Genomic DNA, 15849 nt, shown 5'->3' on the forward strand with positions numbered 1-15849 from the left:
TCCTTATGTTCATACTGAATACTAGCATTCGATTATGAACAAGAGATGAACGAAAACTAAATCAGAGATTAAGATTGCTAGACGGGCGATCGCCTCTTCCAGTTGCCCGTTACAAACAGAAGCGTGCCGATCCAGCCGCAAATGGAAGCGATAATGAGCAGAACCGAGAAAGATACGCTCGTTGAGAGTGACGAGCTGAGAATAGGTCCAATCGTGCCGCGAAACCCGAACAGCATCAAATGCAGCCCGAACACCATCGCCTCGCGGCCTGGCGCCAATCGGAAAACAAAAGCTAAGATGCCGATGTCCCAAATCGCTTCCCCGACCCCTTGAATCGCATTACCCGTAATAACCGCAGCATAGCTGCCCCATAATCCGTAAAGCATCGGTACAATCGCATAAGCGGCAATGCCGCATAACAGCGTATATTTAATATCGATCCGATCGATCATCCAGCCCGCTAGCCAAAAGGTAAGCAGCAGCGCTGTAAAATAAGCGACGCGCGCATAACCGATTTCTATGTTGGACAGCTCCAGCACATCGACTTGAATAATTTGATAGAGAGGATTCGCAAGCATATTGCCAAAGCCTGCAAATGTAGTAGCTGCTAAAAAAACGGCAAGCGTTCGATTTTCCTTAACGAGCTTCCATTGCTCCTGCAGCGGAAAACGGCTCTTTTTTAATATAGCCGGCTTTATCTCTGCCTTATGCTCGGGCAGCTTGATCGTGTTAAACAAACCAATTGAGAGTACGCCTGCAATAGAAGCCGCGATAAGCGGGCCAGAAGGGCCAAACGCATCTGACCAGCTTCCGACAAAATAAGCGAGCGGAATCATGATGATCCCCATAGCCACACGTACATAACCCATTAATCTGCCCCGCAAGTCCGAAGGATACATACGGGATACGAGCGCCGCATACGCCGGAGCCTGGATGCCCATTAATAGTTGAAACAGGAGCGCCGCAGCTACATACACGGATGGATAAGCAAAAAAGGCTGGCAGCAGCAAAAGCAGTCTTCCGATCGCATTAGGAATGATGACGAATGGCTTTGGATTATTCGCTTTCTCAATCCAACTGGCCCAGAAGGGTGAAAATAATAAGCCAACCGCGGGTGCGGCCGCCAATAATCCTACCTGAAAATTGGTAGCGCCCTGTTGAATCGCGAATGCCATGTAAAACTGATTCAAAACGACGTTAAATAAGCTGAACAAACAGGATGCGCCAAGATCGATACGGGCGTTTCGCCATACGTTAGCGCTCATAGGCATTCCGAATTTCAACATGCGTGAGCTTGCTTTGGCCTCGGGTTTCATGTGGGTGGCTACCTTCTTCTTTATGTAGGTTGTAAACGGTCAGAGGACCCCTTGCGCCGCAAAGGATCCTCTCTCTTGCACTTCATTTGATTGGATATTACTACACTCCTCTCTTTTTGTACAGCATAAGTTACAGGTAGATTTGGCCGCGTCCGCTGAGCGTTCTTCCGGGCGGTTCTTCCTTATATTCCGCTAGTATGATAGACTTTTTCTCAAACGGTTAAAGCCATTTTTCACATTATTGGAGGGTATTTAAGTGAGTATAGCAATCGGAATCGATATTGGCGGAACAAAAATAGCATTTGGATTTGTAGATGAGCAAGGAGACGTAATTGCCAAAGGCTCGCTCAAAACCGATCTTACAGTCGCGCCGGACGTCATGCTTGCGAGAGTCGCAGACGCGGTCAAGCAGCTGGCTGAGCAAAACGGGCTTTCGATTGAGACGTTAAAAGGCGTTGGCGTTGGCGCTCCCGGCCCGCTCAACACGCAAAAAGGCGAGCTAACATGCCCGCCAAACTTAAAAAGCTGGTGGGGCTTCCCTGTCGTAGAAGCTCTTAAAGCACATTTGCCACTACCTATCAAAATGGAGAATGACGCTACCGCAGCTGCGCTTGCCGAGAAATGGATCGGAGCGGCGAAGGATTCGGAGCATTTCATCTTTATTACGATAAGCACCGGAATTGGCGCAGGCATCTTTATGCACGGCAAGCTGCTCACCGGATCAACAGGCAATGCCGGCGACGCAGGCTTTATGCTCGTGGATCAAGCTGGCACGCCTTGGGAAGTGGTTGCTTCCGGCACAGCTGTTGCCCGTCAAGCGACGGAGCTGCTTGGCCGTGAAGTTTCCTCCAAGGAAGCCTTCGAGCTGGCCGCGCAGGGTGACCCGCAAATGTCCGAGCTGGTAAACCGCGTGTTTACTTCAATCGGCATGGGCTGCGTCTCGCTCATCAACATCCTTGATCCGAACAAAATCGTCATCGGCGGCGGCGTTTCACAGGTTGGCGAGCCGTTATTTGCAGCGGTAAGAGATTATGTCTCCAAAAATGCGCTTAACCCTTCGGGAAGAGAAGCGGCAATCGTTCCCGCTTTGCTTCAGCAGGACGCAGGCCTGATCGGCGCTGCCGCATTGATCCAGCAAACGTACTAAAAATAAAAGGGCAGTCCTTCAAGGTGGTTAAACCTTAAAGGACTGCCCTTCTCTTAAATAGCACGCCGATCCCGTTAAATCTGGCGAAGCCCGTTCAAATACGTCTGTATCGTTATCTTTAAGCTTTCATCAATTGCGTGGGGCATCCCAAAGCCGCCCTTCTGCTCAATCGAGGCAAAGCCGTGCAAAAAGCTGCGAAAGCCCCGCACGATGTGTATCGACTGGTCGTGGTCCAGCTTGTAATAGCTTAGCGTATTCACAAGCAGGTCAACCACTTGCTGCGCGACTGCAACATACTCCGCTTCATCGGCGTCCGGTGAGCGCAGTGTCAGCTCATATAATCCTGGATGCTTCCTTGCAAAAGCGATATAAGCCGCAGCTATAGCATGTATGGCTTCATCGCCCGTCTTATCCTTTAACGCTTCGCTGATAGCTATGTTGAGCTTCTTCAAGCCGTATACGGCAAGCTCGATGCGCAATCCATTCAAGCCGCTCACATGATTGTATAATGAAGGTGAACGAACGCCGAGCTTTTGCGCAAGCGATGCCAACGTCACTTCCTGTATGCCATGCTCATCCGCTATCGCTGCTGCTTCCTCTACGATAGTAAGCAAATCCAGTCCTCTTCTAGGCGACAAGGCCATCCCCCCTTAAGCTTCTATTTTGCCAAAGACCGTTCCGCCACATTTATCGCTTTTTCAATCAACCGCTGCGGCTGAGGCACCATATTACCATGTCCCGCCGCAAGCAGCGAAGGCTTTAAATCCCTAAGTCGACGCGCGGTCTCAAGGCTTGTATGCTTATCCCACGTTGCCATTGCCGGAAAAGGAAACAGCAGCTTCATTTGACCAGATACCGCTACACCTGCACGGGTTTGGAAAGCATCTCCAACGATCAAAATATCGTTTCTCGTATCAAGAAACGCCATCGAGCCTGGCGTATGGCCCGGCGCTGCTACGGCAAGCAAGGAGCCAATCCGATCTCCCTCCTGCAAAAGAACATCCGGCTTCGTGCGCACCTTCTTCGGTACGCCGCCGCGAATCGGAGTGTTCGGCTCGCCTTTCTCAAGTGAACGGTCTCCCTCGAGCAGCTTAGCATCCCTTTTGGAAATGTAGACCTGCGCTTTCGGAAGCTGTTCCTTTAACCCATCGAGGGCGCCGATATGATCATCATGAGCATGCGTCAGCACAATTCGTTTAATGGGTTTACCCAGCTGATCGGCTGCTTGAAGAATAGCCTTCACGTTATTAGGCAGCGCTGCGTCCACAAGCGTCAAGCCGTCTTCCTCCTCAACCAAGTAGCAATTAACCGGAAACACATTTGGCAAATAGGTCAGCTGTACAACAGTTTTCTCACGAATCATTCTCATCCTAATCGGCCTCCTCGAAATAAAAACTAATACCGTTAGTTTTATAATAAACTAATGGCATTAGTTTTTGCAAGCCCAAATTTATTATTTCTTTTCGCTTAGGAGAAAAGCTTCAATTTCCGCTTTGCCTGGAATCGAGGATTGAGCGCCTGCCTTCGTAACTGCAAGTGCCGCTGCCGCAGCGGCAAACGTTAAAGCCTTCTCAACCGGCAAGCCATTTGCGCTTGCGGCCGTATAGGCGCCAAAAAACGTATCGCCTGCAGCCGTCGTATCGACCGGCTTCACCCGGAAAGCAGGGATTGTTGCTGATTCGCCCTGTGCATTTTGATAAAAACAGCCCTTCTCGCCTAGCGTAATGATGACATTTTTCGTTCCTTTTGCCAAAATCCACGTTGCAGCTTCCGCTGCCGTAGACGGATCGCTTACCGCGAGGCCAGAGATGACAGCCGCCTCAGTTTCGTTAATGATAAGGGTATGTATGAGCGGGAATACATGCTCTGGAATCGGTCTTGCAGGAGCCGGATTATAAAACACATGGACGCCGCTGCCGCTTGCGCTGGTCATAACGGACAAATTTGTTTCCCATGGGATCTCATTTTGGAGCAGCACCGCATATACATTAGACCAATTGCCAACGCTTGCTGCCACATCGTCTGACGTTAACTGCCCGTTCGCCCCCTCGGATAAAATAATATGGTTCTCGCCTTCTTCGTTTACCGTAATAATGGCGAAACCAGAAGTCCCTTTTTTCCGTAATACTTGATCTGTGGCAATTCCATTATTTTGCAAGGCATTAATCAACGTCTCCGCAAAAGGATCCTCGCCTACGGCGCCGACCATGGCGCAGTTTCCGCCAGCCCGAGCTGCCGCAACCGCCTGATTGGCACCCTTGCCGCCTGGAAAAAAAGAAGTATCTGTGCTAGGTATCGTTTCTCCCGGCAACGGGAAGTTTTTCACATTGCTGACGATATCCATATTAATGCTTCCAACGACAAGCAATTTTTTCATCAATGATTCAATCCCTTCCAATGTTCGCGTTATCCCATTCGCAATGTTCAAGCATGAAACTATTTTAACAGAAGGAGCAGATGTTGACATGATTACCGCTTTTATCATTGGCTGTGAAATTGGTTTTTGGGTATTTGTGCTTGCCGGTCTATTATTCCGCTATATTTTTAAATTGAAACTGTTAGGCACCCTCTTCCTATTGGCTACACCTCTAATCGATTTGGCGCTCGTGATCGCAACCGTCTATGATCTGCGCGGCGGCGCTGAAGCCACGTTCGCCCACAGTCTGGCAGCTGTCTATATTGGTGTTTCCATCGCTTTTGGGCATCGCATGATCAAATGGGCCGATGAACGGTTCGCTCACCGCTTCGCTGGCGGACCCGCCCCAGCCGGAAAGCCGAAATTCGGCGCTGAGCATGCAAGATATGAAAGGAATGGATGGCTGCATCATCTATTAGCATGGGCAATCGGTTCCATCATCTTGTACGTCATGATTAGGATGGTTGGAGATGAAGCACGAACAGTAGCTTTATTTCATACGCTTCGTCTCTGGTCACTCGTGCTCGGCATTGATTTTCTTATCAGCTTCAGCTATACGCTGTGGCCGCGCAAGAAAAAGGAGCAGGTTCAAAAGTACTAAACTCGCTAGAGAAATATTTCGCTTTGATCAAAAGTAAAGAAAACATGAATTGGCGGTGCAGGGACTACTCCTGTACCGCCATCTTTCTATTTTTAGCTATAGCAGCCAAATCGAGTAAATGAAGAGCAAGCGAAAGAGACGCTGCTAAGTGATAGGCTCTTCCAAAATCTTCGCTTGCAACTAATCAGGCATGAGGGCGGTGGTGGAAAAGAGAGCTTCAGCGGACAGAGAATCCTTTATTTTTCTAATACAACGATTATGGTGGCGTTCGCGGACTCAGGTTCCGCTATTCACTCAAAAAACCAATTTTAACCTCGTTTAAATGGAGATAACGGATCTCCTGTCCGCTTCTTACAGCAAAATGGTCAAAACGCAAATATAACGGAACTTCAGTCCGCTCATTACACATTCATGTGTTGCAATACATTAGAAAGAAGAAAACCTTCTTCGTCCGGACTGATCCATGCGCATTATTCCATTCCAACAAACATGAAAACAAAGTCTGACACAAAACCGAAATACGGAAGAAGAAGGTCTCAACTATCAATTGAAAAAGCCCCCGACCTCACCTTGAAAGTGAAGTTGGAAGCTTAGCTTTTATGATCCGCACTTCAACTGTGGGCGAAAACAAACCAAGATAAGGCTTTGGGACAGCCTCTTTTCCATTACTTGCCCGCGCTTATCTAGTGATCAACAGTTCTCGGCTTGGACCTACAGATACGCTTCCGACCCTTACGCCGACGGCTTCTTCTACGAACCTAACATATTGCTGCGCCGCCTCCGGCAATTGCTCAAGGCTGCGCACGTGAGAAATATCGCATTTCCAGCCTGGAAGCCGCTCTAGTACTGGCTTTGCCGAATCAAGCTTTGCCGTAACCGGGAAGTGCTCCTTTACGATTTGACCGTCCAGCTCATATGCAGCACATACCGGTATTTCCTCTAAGTAGCCAAGCACGTCGAGGTTGGTCAGAGCAACCTCCGTAGCGCCCTGGAGCATGCAGCCATAACGAGTTGCCACCGCATCAAACCAGCCCATCCGGCGCGGCCTTCCCGTCGTTCGCGTCTTTTATTGGACAGCCAAGACCAGCAGCCCATACGGTTTGAAACTATTGGCGAGCATCCGCTGCTGTTATTGGAAAAAGGGAGCAGCACTCGCCTTTTCTTGAAGAGCATGCCGAGTCGCATGGGGTTAAGCTCGTCCCCGAGCTTGAGGTGGGCAGCCTCGATCTGCTTGCTCAATTCGCAAGAAGCGACTTCGGTCTCGCCTTTCTCATTCGCGCATAAGTTGCAGATGCGCTAGCTTCAGGCGAGCTTATTGAAATCCCGCTGCACCCGCCTACTCCCGCTCGATGCGTTGGCATCGCTACGCTGCGAGGTGTTCCGATTTCCGCGGCTGCCAAACGGTTTCTCGAGCTGCTCCCGTAGCGTCGAGAGCTTGCCGCTAATTGACCTTATCACAATAGCTGACAGAAAAATTTGATAAACTAAAATGGCCAATAGGAAGGAACTTCTTCCATTTGGCCATTTTTGTCGATAGAAAGATCGTGGTTTACCTACAGATTCAAGCCTTCCATGTACTTAACCTCTAGGAATAAAATCCAGGCAGCGGAGATACGCCGTTCAAATACCAGTTTCCGACACTGCGCAGCTTGAATTCAGTAGGGTTGTGCAAGGTATGGGTTCGCACGTTGCGCCAAAATCGATCAAAGCCGTATTTGGATGAAGTAGCCCTTGCTCCCATCACTTCGAAAATCCGGTTCGTAATGTCGAGTGCCGTTTTTCCCGCCTTCACGTTAGCAGCAGCGATCAAGACGGCGCATTCGCCTCGCTCCTTTTCGGTTAGATCAATATCTTTGCTCCAGATGTAATCAAGCTCACGATCCGCTTTCTCGACCAGGCTTAGTGCTGACTGGTAATCCGTCCACAGATCGCCGTAACGTGCAATCGTAGACGGTTCAGCGGAAGCCTGCTCAACTCCCGATGTATACCAGGGCTTCGCATGCGTTTTCGTATAAGCTCTTGCTTCTTCGAGCGCACCTGCTGCGCTGCCGATAAAGATACTTGCAAGAATACTTTGAGACAGCAGCGGAATAATGGTAGAAAATACAGTTTGGCCAGAATAAGGCCTTTCTAATATTTCATTCGGCTTTACCCAAACATTTGCGAATACAACCGTCCCGCTCCCTGTCTGTCTTTGGCCCATATTATCCCAATCATCCACGATACGGACTCCTTCGCGAGAGGTTGGAATGATGCCTTCGTAATACTCACCGGTCTCTTCATCATTCCAAGAAATAGCGAGCAGATCCGAATCCGGAGAGCCTGAGCTGAACGATTTGGAGCCGTTGACCACTACCCCCCTCGTTGTATGTTTACCGATGATTGACTTCTCAAGCGGGTTTGAGGAATTTCCCCAGAAATAATGATGTCTAGCCGTCAATTCGTAAAAATAGCGCTTCTGCTCCTCGGTTCCGGCCAAGTGAGGTGCGACCATGCATAGAAAATGATAGCCATACAAATGGGCAAGCGCTGCGTCAGACCGAGAAAATTCCCTCACGACCTTAAGAACGTCCGACCACCGCCCTCCGTCTCCGCCATATTCCTCTGGAATGAGCAGCTTAAGCAGGCCGCTTTCGCGTATCCAATCGCGCTGTATCTTTGGCGTGCCGCCTTCCTTGTCACGCTGGACGGCGTCCTCTCGAAACCGTTCTGCCAGCTCAGCCGCCACAGTTAAATAAATCGGTTCAATGGCAACCCCCATGTCCTTTCCCTCCTTTTGTCACTATTCGCCCCCGGCAGTGAATAGCTCTGGTGGCAAACCGACTAAATCTTTACCAACCAACTCGCGCGCCAAATGATTGGAAGGCGCAAGCACCAATCCTGCGCGAACATCGCGGTACAACCGTTCGACTACACCTTTCTTATACCCATAGCCGCCTGTAACGTCCATTGCGGTAGATACGACTTGATTCGCAATTTCCGTGGCATGGATTTTGAACTCGGTCCCCTCATACCACAGCTCGCCGAGCAGCCTGCCTTCCGCCTCATACCGGTTATACTTCTCAGCAAGCGAGAGCTGCCACGGCTTCAAAGCACTTAGTGAGATTTTTGCATTAGCCAGTTGCTGGCGAATCACCTGATAGTCGGCGAGGCTCTTGTTAAAATCGCTGTGGATCGTCCGTTTCACGCGGTTTATCGCGATCGCAAGTGCCTCCTGCGCCACGCCGATCCAAGCCGATCCGATGCCAAGCAGATACAGCGGGTCGACACCGTTGAGGGCGATTTCGACCGCTTTATTTTCGCCGAGGAGCAAATCCTCTCTAGGAACCTTCACATTGTCAAGCTTGAGCGGTCCGCTTTGATTGCCGCGTACGCCAAGAGCTTCCCAAGGCCCCGCGGAAATGCCTGGATCTTTGCCGTCCACGATGAAATAGCTCAAGTCACTCGGCTTTTGCGCGCCTGGTGTTTGGGTCTGAAGCACATAAAAGTCCGCGTGCCCGCCGCTCGTCGTAAACGACTTTTCCAAATCCAGGACATAATCTAACCCGTCCCGCTTCGCTTGACTCAAGTTGAACCAGGTATGACCGCCGGTCGCTTTCTCACTCATCGAATGCGTCGCGATCGCCCCTTTGCGAACGGGCTTCAGCCAGCGCTGCTTCTGATCCTCGGTTCCGTAATAGGCCACCGTTTGCGCCGCGCCGACATGCATGACATAAATGAGCGAGGTCGAAGGGCAGCCTTTGCCAATTTCCTCAGCAGCCAAGGAAAACGCCGTATAATCCAGTCCAAGACCATCGTATTCCTTTGGAATGAGGATGCTGTTCCAGCCTTCATCCGCCAATGCCTGCAAATTTTCTTTTGGAAAACGGCCTTCTTCATCGATCCGTTCCGCATTTGGTCTAATCCTTTCATCTACAATGCGACGAATATGTGCCGCTGTTTGCTCATGCGAATCATGGGCTGATTTTGTATAAGCTGTCATCTTTTTTTAACCTCCTTGGTTGCAGCGGCTGCCGATTAAAGCGCCGTCGCTTTGTTCGAATGGTAATCGGCCGACTCGGCCAGTTCGGACGCTTCCGTCGCGACTGCTCCGATGCGCTGCTTAATCGATGGATCGCTTTTAAGCTTGAACCAGGCATAGATTAGACTCGCTGCGACGACGCCAAAAATAATCCAAGGGAAGTAGCTGAAAGGTTTCGGTTGTCCAGGCTGAACCAGCGCCCAAATCGGGAGCCCAATGCTAATGACGCCAAGTATCGGCAGCACGTAACGCTGAACAAGCGTCAACTCTTTATTCGGATAGAAAATGACAGCTAAATTAAGCAAAGCATAAATAATTAAAAGCGGAATGGTCCCAATCGTTCCCAAATAACCAAAACCCGTCACCCATGTTTCTCCCGAAAAACCAAATAGCAGAGCGGCCGCGATACCAAGGCCGCTAAGCAGGGAAAGGGTCGCTGCCGGCGTCTGATACTTGGAGATAAAGCTGAGCTTCGCTGGAATGACGCCATCGCGAGCGGAGTTAAAAGCAACCCGGGAGAAGCCGTTCAGGCAGGCAATCGTCATGCCGACAATGCTCGTGAAGCCCGCGATAATCGCAAGGAAGGAGAAGCGTCCTAGATATTGGTTCGCGACATCGATGAAAGGGTTCGAGCTTTTAACGAGCGCGCTGTTATCGTTGCCAAAGCCCGTTACGACCGCGTAGCTGACCAGCAGATAGAACGCCGTCATTAGGGCGATGCTGATCAGAACAGCACGCTTCGTATTGCGCTTTGGATTGTCCGATTCCTCGGCAAGCGCAGCCGAATTTTCAAACCCGATAAACAAATAGATCGCAAGCGGGAAGCCGAGCCCAATACCAGCCAAGCCGCCCGTGACGGATGATGCAGCGAACGGTTCAAGTGATAAGCCGGCCGGTGGATCAATAAGCACGTAAATGGAAACTCCCGCTAGCACGACGACTTCGATCACGAGAGCAATCGTCGCTATTTTCGTCGAGCGGTCAATTCCTATAATCGTTAATCCCCAAATAACTAAGCCGAGAATGAGGGTCGGAACCGCCCAGTGGACGTGAATGTTATACAACGATAACGAATCGGCTATCCATCCCCCTAATTCAAGGAATGCTGAACCCGCCAGAAAGACCGTTCCAACGAGAAATACGATGGCCGAAGCCGTTCCCGTCAAGGGTCCGAACGTCATCCCGATATATTTGATTAAGGAACCACTCGAAGGATGTTTGGTGGAAAATCGTGTAAGGCTCAGCCCTACGAAAATAATCGCGATTGCTGAGATTAAAATCGTCAGCGGCGAGCCGATGCCTGTTGCCATGAAGATGACTGGAAGGCCGTAATAAATAGCTGCCGCTGGCGCCATTTGTGCCAACGTAGAGCCAATTGTATCAAACAGACTCAGCTTTCGCTTAGGTGTTAACTTCGATCCTCCACCCTCATTGCTTCCAACCTGTGCTGCTAATTCGGAATGACTCATCTCAAAACTCCTCCTCAATAATAAGTGATGGGCAGTGTAAAGAATAAAAAAGAAGACTTCCCTTTATTTCTCTGTTTCGAGATAAGAGAGCCTTCGGTTGTCCGATCGGTCTATTTCGTGTATAAAGTTATTTCAATTTGCGCTCGTCTGCTGCTTCAATGACTGTGCCGCCGCTTCCAGCCGCCTCACAAGAGGAATGACTGTTTGTCCGAAAAGCTCGAGCTCTTCGTCATAATGAAGGAAGCCCGTAAGCACTAGATCCACACCTATCTCTTTTAAGGCGATAATGCGCTCGGCTACCTGCTGGGCAGTGCCGATCAGCCCGGTTTTGAATCCGTCGTTGAATTGAATCAGATCCTCCAAGGATGAATTCGCCCACATGCCTTCACGGTCCAAGGTCGCTTGTCCGGCATTCTTTACCTGCTCACGGAACGCTTCCAATGCAGCACTGTCAGCATTCGTTATTATATCCTGCAGCACTTGCCTCGCCTCTGCCTCAGTTTCCCGCACAATTACAAAGGCGTTAACCCCGAATTTCACCGTGCGACGATGTTCTTGCGCATAATCGGTTACTTCATCGATTTGCTTCTTCAATCCTTCAAGCGTATTGCCATTCATGAAATAATAATCTGATACCCGTCCTGCCATTCGCTTCGCAGCCTTGGAATTTCCGCCTTGAAAAATTGTCGGGCCGGGCCGCTGAACCGGTCGAGGGCTGAACTGCGCCTCGCGCAGCCGGTAAAAGTCTCCCGCGAACGTCGCTTTATCCGTTGTCCACAGCTCGCGCAGCACGCGTATGAATTCCTCCGAGCGACGGTAACGTTCGTCATGGTCCAGCCAAGGTTGGCCAAGCGCAATATACTCATCCTTGAGCCAACCGCTTACGACGTTGATCGCTGCTCGACCGCCACTCAAATGATCGATAGTTGTTAACATTTTCGCTACAATTGCGGGCGGCCACAAGCCGGAAGCGACAGCGACGATAAGGCTGAGCTTATTCGTCTTGACAGCGAGCGCGGCGGCGAAGGTAAGTGCCTCCCACTGATCTTCGGAGTCGCTGCTGGCGACAAAGCGGGTTGGCAGCAGCATATGGGCAAAGCCGCCTCGCTCTGCCGTTTTCGCGTAGCTGACATTGGCGTCGAACGACCAGCTCGTTCGCTGCTCCAGCTTTGTTGCGACCAAACCACCCTTCTCTAAGGGGGCCCAATATCCGAAATCAATTGTCATCGTTTCTCCTCCTTTACTGGCTTTTATGCGCTCCAGAAACTGTTGCCTTTTCGTTAACAGCATCTTGCTGCTTCTTGCCCTTGTCGGGCGGGAGCTCATTTCCGGCAATCATTTCACCAAACGGACTGATGAATGATCGATCATCGTGATTCTCCTGATTGCGTAGAGGCAACAGCGGGAATAGCAGCTCAGCCGTACGGTATGCTTCCTCCAAATGCGGATAACCTGACAAGATGAATGTGTCGATTCCAAGCGCTGCATATTCGTTAATCCTTTCGGCTACTTGCTCAGGACTGCCGACAAGCGCCGTTCCTGCTCCGCCGCGAACCAATCCGATCCCTGCCCACAGATTAGGGCTGATGACGAGATGCGAGCGGTCTCCGTTATGAAGCTGGCTCATCCGCTTCTGCCCTTCCGAATCCATTCGGGCGAAAATACGCTGCGCGTTTGCGATCGTTTCTTCATCCAGATGGGAAATGAGATCGTCGGCTGCCTGCCAAGCTTCCTCTTCCGTCCGCCGAACTATAAGATGAAGCCGAATGCCGAACTTCAGCACTCTTCCTTTAGCTGCTGCCAATTCGCGCATTCTGTCCAACTTGCATCGAACAAGGTCAGGAGGCTCCCCCCAGGTGAGATAAACATCGACATGGTCCGCCGCGACGTCCATCGCCGCATCGGACGAACCACCGAAGTAAAGCGGCGGGTAAGGCTTCTGAACGGGCGGATACAATACCGTTCCGCCTTGCACGTGCAAATGCTCTCCCTCGTAATCGACGCTCTCCCCCGCAAGCTCTTTGCGCCAAATATGCAGAAACTCGTCGGTCAGTTCATATCTCGTATCATGGTCCAAGAACAGCCCGTCGCCGGCAAGCTCCACCGGATCACCGCCTGCTACGACATTAATGAGAAGTCTTCCTTTCGAGAACCGGTCCAGCGTCGCTGTCATTCTTGCCGCCAATGTCGGCTGAACTAAACCCGGCCTTACAGCAACGAGAAACTTAAGCCTCTCGGTGGCAGGCACAAGAGTAGAGGCGACGATCCAGGAATCCTCGCAGGATTTGCCCGTCGGAAGCAGTACCCCGTTAAACCCGAGCTCGTCCGCTGCTTGGGCAATCTGTTTGCAATAATTGTAGGTGACGGCCCTCGCTCCATCGCTTGTACCCATGTAACGACCGTCGCCATGCGTTGGAATAAACCAAAATATTTCCATTCATGCTCATCCTTTCGTTTATTCTTTATCTTCTTCATCGTTACATAGGTGTTCTGCTGTTTTTGCTTGACTGCTTCAGCAGTTGCCACACCGGATCCGTCAAGCGCTGCTTGTCGTAATCGTTGTATTGATTGGCATATCCCCGAACCGGATCCCCGGCATAGAACCGCTCGTACAGCTCGTGCCTTGCGCCTAGCGGACTGCCGATTAAATCCCAAGCCAGCTTGAACAGCTGAACCTTCTTCTCGGCACTGATTGAAGCACCCTCGAAATAACGGTGCATCAAATTCGTGAGCGGGCCATAAAAATCCTCCATGCCTGACGGTGCCTGAACGAACCCGCCTCCGCCCACCTGCTGCAAGATCTCGATCGCCCGAGGGTAAAATTTCGTGCCTATGCTGCGCGCAGTATGAATGTAGGATAGCTCTGGGACCAGAACGCCCGTTTCATCCGGCTTTGCCTGTGTCTCCGAGGCGATGACGAGTGCCTTAATGACATCAATCTGCGTGATCAGTTCGCCGAGCTTTTCCTGCACGTGGAGAAAGCCTCCCGCCCCGATTGAATCTGCTACTGCAAAAGTGATGCCCGCTACAAATTCGAGCTTCGCCACATAGCGGACGATATTTTGATGGAATGCCAGCGCATTGGCCGACTTGTTGTTCCTTAGCGCCAGCACCTTCGCCGAATCGCCGAACAGCAGCACTCGTTCCCAAGGGATGAGTACATCTTCGAAAAACAACACAGCATCCATTTCCTCGTATCTCGCACTGAGTGGATGATCCTGTCCCCGGAGGTCTGCGAACGATTCCCGACATACGATATGCAGTCCAGGTGAGTTCGCTGGCACAATAAGCACATGCGCGTAATTCCGGTCTTTCGCTTCAAATTTCAAAAAAGATGAAATGATGAAATCATGCGTATAAGGCGCCCCCGTTGCAATCATTTTGGCTCCCCGCACGACGATGCCCTCGCTCGTTTCTTTTACAACATGGAGGAAGCGATCTGCAATGCGGGAATTGTCCAAATCCTTGGAGCGGTCAATTTGCGGATCGATAATGGCAGTAGTCAGAAATAGGTCACCGTCACGCGCTTCCTCGTAATATTTCGTGATTTTATGTTCAAAGTGCGGATCCAGCCGCCCAAGTTCCTTCCGCGCCGCATACCAGCCGGTTACGAGCGAGCGGGCATAATCCGATAAACGGCTCATCATCCCATGTGTTTGCTGTGACCAGTAATCGAATGAACGGCTTCGCTTTGCCAGCTGTTCATGCGAATATGGAACAAGAAACGAGCTGTGCGCATAACGATCTGTATTGTCTACCTTGAACCCGACAATGTCCCTTATGGCAGGATCGTCCAATGTATTAAACAACTGCCTAATCGTGTCCAAAGTACCCTTGAATGCCGGATGCTCAGGCAATTGCCCGACTTGAACGCCTTCGAGCCAAACTTGACGGCCATCATTCAAGCTGCGCAAGAATGCTTCTCCTCTCAAGCTACATTCCCCATTTCGTATAATTAATTATTTACATTATCCCAATTGATTTAATTGGTTTTATTTATTATGATAGCTATAATTTATTTTCCTACAACCGTTAGTTTTGAGAATTTTGTCGAAAATCCAACAGTTAACTGGGAAAATGTTTGAATTCTTGAGAATAACCCTACAGAAAACATGCATTTGTTTGTCTCTAAAATGACCACGTATAGATGGAAATCTATTTCCCTGTTTAGGTCACAGTAACAAACAAGCTCATTTACATGTTGTTTTTCCGACAAATTTATTAAATATGTTGAACATGGAGGTGTGGGAATGGAGCAATCTTCAGATCGTCGCATTATTCGGACCAAACAATTCATTACCGAAGCATTCCTTGCTTTACTGCAGGAGAAGAGCTTCAAGGAAATTGTCATTAAGGAAATTACGGAGCGGGCTAACGTGAACCGTTCTACCTTTTACGCCTATTACAGCGACAAAGATGATCTGTTGATCAAAATGGTGGAGGGAAAGCTCACTGAATTAAACGCCATATTCACGGAGGATAAAGCGGGGAGACTAGAAGCTTACTTACCTAGATTCGATAGTTCCGATCCGTTTTTCATTGCTTTGTTCGATCATCTGGAGGCCAATGAAACGTTTTACCGCGTGCTGCTGACGAAACTAGATCCGGCGGCATCTAGCTACTACTCCGATAAAATGATCGCTGTCATCCGTGATGCCTTTTATTGGCGAATTTCCAACATCCCAATGGATTACAAACAGGCTGTTCCACAGGACCTGCTGCTCGACTACGTCAGCTTCTCTACTTTTCACTTGGCGAAAAAATGGTTGGAGCAGCGAATGGTTTACTCATCCCGGCATATGGCTTTACAACTTACCCGCCTCTCCTTTCTCGGCTCTTATCAAGCCATGGGTTTGCTCGATTAATCGAACGTTGAGGA

The 15849-nt window shown here is 50.1% G+C and carries 13 protein-coding genes and 1 pseudogene; 3 read left to right on the forward strand and 11 right to left on the reverse strand.

Annotated features, from left to right (window positions below; translation table 11 throughout):
• Nucleotides 1-77 precede the first annotated feature (77 nt).
• Entirely contained in the window at nucleotides 78-1316 is a 1239-nt protein-coding gene (locus tag A7975_RS28735) for an MFS transporter (RefSeq protein WP_065387409.1), read from the reverse strand.
• Nucleotides 1317-1572: 256 nt separating this feature from the next.
• Between A7975_RS28735 and A7975_RS28740 the strand changes: the two genes are divergently transcribed.
• On the forward strand, nucleotides 1573-2463 hold the full coding sequence (locus A7975_RS28740) for an ROK family protein (protein ID WP_065387410.1): 891 nt from the start codon (nucleotides 1573-1575) through the stop codon (nucleotides 2461-2463).
• A gap of 74 nt (nucleotides 2464-2537) precedes the next feature.
• On the opposite strand, the gene A7975_RS28745 is transcribed toward A7975_RS28740, so the two are convergent.
• The 3 genes from A7975_RS28745 to rbsK form a co-directional block, all read right to left on the reverse strand.
• Complete coding sequence (locus tag A7975_RS28745) at nucleotides 2538-3101, reverse strand: TetR/AcrR family transcriptional regulator (protein ID WP_053372113.1); 564 nt, start codon at nucleotides 3099-3101, stop codon at nucleotides 2538-2540.
• 20 nt (nucleotides 3102-3121) lie between these two features.
• On the reverse strand, nucleotides 3122-3832 hold the full coding sequence (locus tag A7975_RS28750; RefSeq protein WP_065387411.1) for an MBL fold metallo-hydrolase: 711 nt from the start codon (nucleotides 3830-3832) through the stop codon (nucleotides 3122-3124).
• Nucleotides 3833-3916: 84 nt separating this feature from the next.
• Entirely contained in the window at nucleotides 3917-4840 is a 924-nt protein-coding gene (gene rbsK, locus A7975_RS28755; protein WP_065387412.1) for a ribokinase, read from the reverse strand.
• A gap of 88 nt (nucleotides 4841-4928) precedes the next feature.
• On the opposite strand from rbsK, the gene A7975_RS28760 reads away from it, so the two are divergent.
• Complete coding sequence (locus A7975_RS28760; RefSeq protein ID WP_053372115.1) at nucleotides 4929-5480, forward strand: hypothetical protein; 552 nt, start codon at nucleotides 4929-4931, stop codon at nucleotides 5478-5480.
• A gap of 679 nt (nucleotides 5481-6159) precedes the next feature.
• On the opposite strand, the pseudogene A7975_RS28765 reads toward A7975_RS28760, so the two are convergent.
• The 7 genes and pseudogenes from A7975_RS28765 to A7975_RS28800 all read right to left on the reverse strand — a co-directional run.
• Nucleotides 6160-6537: pseudogene (locus A7975_RS28765) on the reverse strand (adenylosuccinate synthetase); the annotation flags it as partial.
• A gap of 528 nt (nucleotides 6538-7065) precedes the next feature.
• Nucleotides 7066-8241: an acyl-CoA dehydrogenase family protein gene (locus A7975_RS28775; protein ID WP_065387415.1), complete on the reverse strand. Its 1176-nt coding sequence runs from the start codon at nucleotides 8239-8241 to the stop codon at nucleotides 7066-7068.
• 21 nt (nucleotides 8242-8262) lie between these two features.
• Nucleotides 8263-9462 carry an acyl-CoA dehydrogenase family protein gene (locus A7975_RS28780; protein WP_065387416.1) on the reverse strand — a complete coding sequence of 400 codons (1200 nt, stop codon included), beginning with the start codon at nucleotides 9460-9462 and terminating at the stop codon, nucleotides 8263-8265.
• 35 nt (nucleotides 9463-9497) lie between these two features.
• Complete coding sequence (locus A7975_RS28785) at nucleotides 9498-10970, reverse strand: APC family permease (RefSeq protein WP_065387417.1); 1473 nt, start codon at nucleotides 10968-10970, stop codon at nucleotides 9498-9500.
• A gap of 132 nt (nucleotides 10971-11102) precedes the next feature.
• Nucleotides 11103-12197: a dimethylsulfone monooxygenase SfnG gene (sfnG, locus tag A7975_RS28790; protein ID WP_065387418.1), complete on the reverse strand. Its 1095-nt coding sequence runs from the start codon at nucleotides 12195-12197 to the stop codon at nucleotides 11103-11105.
• 13 nt (nucleotides 12198-12210) lie between these two features.
• Nucleotides 12211-13407: an FMNH2-dependent alkanesulfonate monooxygenase gene (ssuD, locus tag A7975_RS28795; RefSeq protein WP_065387419.1), complete on the reverse strand. Its 1197-nt coding sequence runs from the start codon at nucleotides 13405-13407 to the stop codon at nucleotides 12211-12213.
• Between the two features lie 40 nt (nucleotides 13408-13447).
• Nucleotides 13448-14884, reverse strand: a complete 1437-nt coding sequence (locus tag A7975_RS28800; RefSeq protein WP_483295936.1) for a 4-hydroxyphenylacetate 3-hydroxylase family protein — start codon at nucleotides 14882-14884, stop codon at nucleotides 13448-13450.
• Between the two features lie 336 nt (nucleotides 14885-15220).
• On the opposite strand from A7975_RS28800, the gene A7975_RS28805 reads away from it, so the two are divergent.
• On the forward strand, nucleotides 15221-15835 hold the full coding sequence (locus A7975_RS28805; RefSeq protein ID WP_053372125.1) for a TetR/AcrR family transcriptional regulator: 615 nt from the start codon (nucleotides 15221-15223) through the stop codon (nucleotides 15833-15835).
• Nucleotides 15836-15849 lie beyond the last annotated feature (14 nt).

It is taken from the genome of Bacillus sp. FJAT-26390 (assembly GCF_001682865.1).
Classification (GTDB): Bacteria; Bacillota; Bacilli; order Paenibacillales; family Paenibacillaceae; genus Pristimantibacillus.

Coding starts and splice junctions, on each gene's coding strand:
- A7975_RS28735 (WP_065387409.1), bottom strand. CDS start 1,316: ATGAAACCCGAGGCCAAAGCAAGCTCACGCATGTTGAAATTCGGAATG.
- A7975_RS28750 (WP_065387411.1), bottom strand. CDS start 3,832: ATGAGAATGATTCGTGAGAAAACTGTTGTACAGCTGACCTATTTGCCA.
- rbsK (WP_065387412.1), bottom strand. CDS start 4,840: ATGAAAAAATTGCTTGTCGTTGGAAGCATTAATATGGATATCGTCAGC.
- A7975_RS28760 (WP_053372115.1), top strand. CDS start 4,929: ATGATTACCGCTTTTATCATTGGCTGTGAAATTGGTTTTTGGGTATTT.
- A7975_RS28775 (WP_065387415.1), bottom strand. CDS start 8,241: ATGGGGGTTGCCATTGAACCGATTTATTTAACTGTGGCGGCTGAGCTG.
- A7975_RS28780 (WP_065387416.1), bottom strand. CDS start 9,462: ATGACAGCTTATACAAAATCAGCCCATGATTCGCATGAGCAAACAGCG.
- A7975_RS28785 (WP_065387417.1), bottom strand. CDS start 10,970: ATGAGTCATTCCGAATTAGCAGCACAGGTTGGAAGCAATGAGGGTGGA.
- sfnG (WP_065387418.1), bottom strand. CDS start 12,197: ATGACAATTGATTTCGGATATTGGGCCCCCTTAGAGAAGGGTGGTTTG.
- ssuD (WP_065387419.1), bottom strand. CDS start 13,407: ATGGAAATATTTTGGTTTATTCCAACGCATGGCGACGGTCGTTACATG.
- A7975_RS28805 (WP_053372125.1), top strand. CDS start 15,221: ATGGAGCAATCTTCAGATCGTCGCATTATTCGGACCAAACAATTCATT.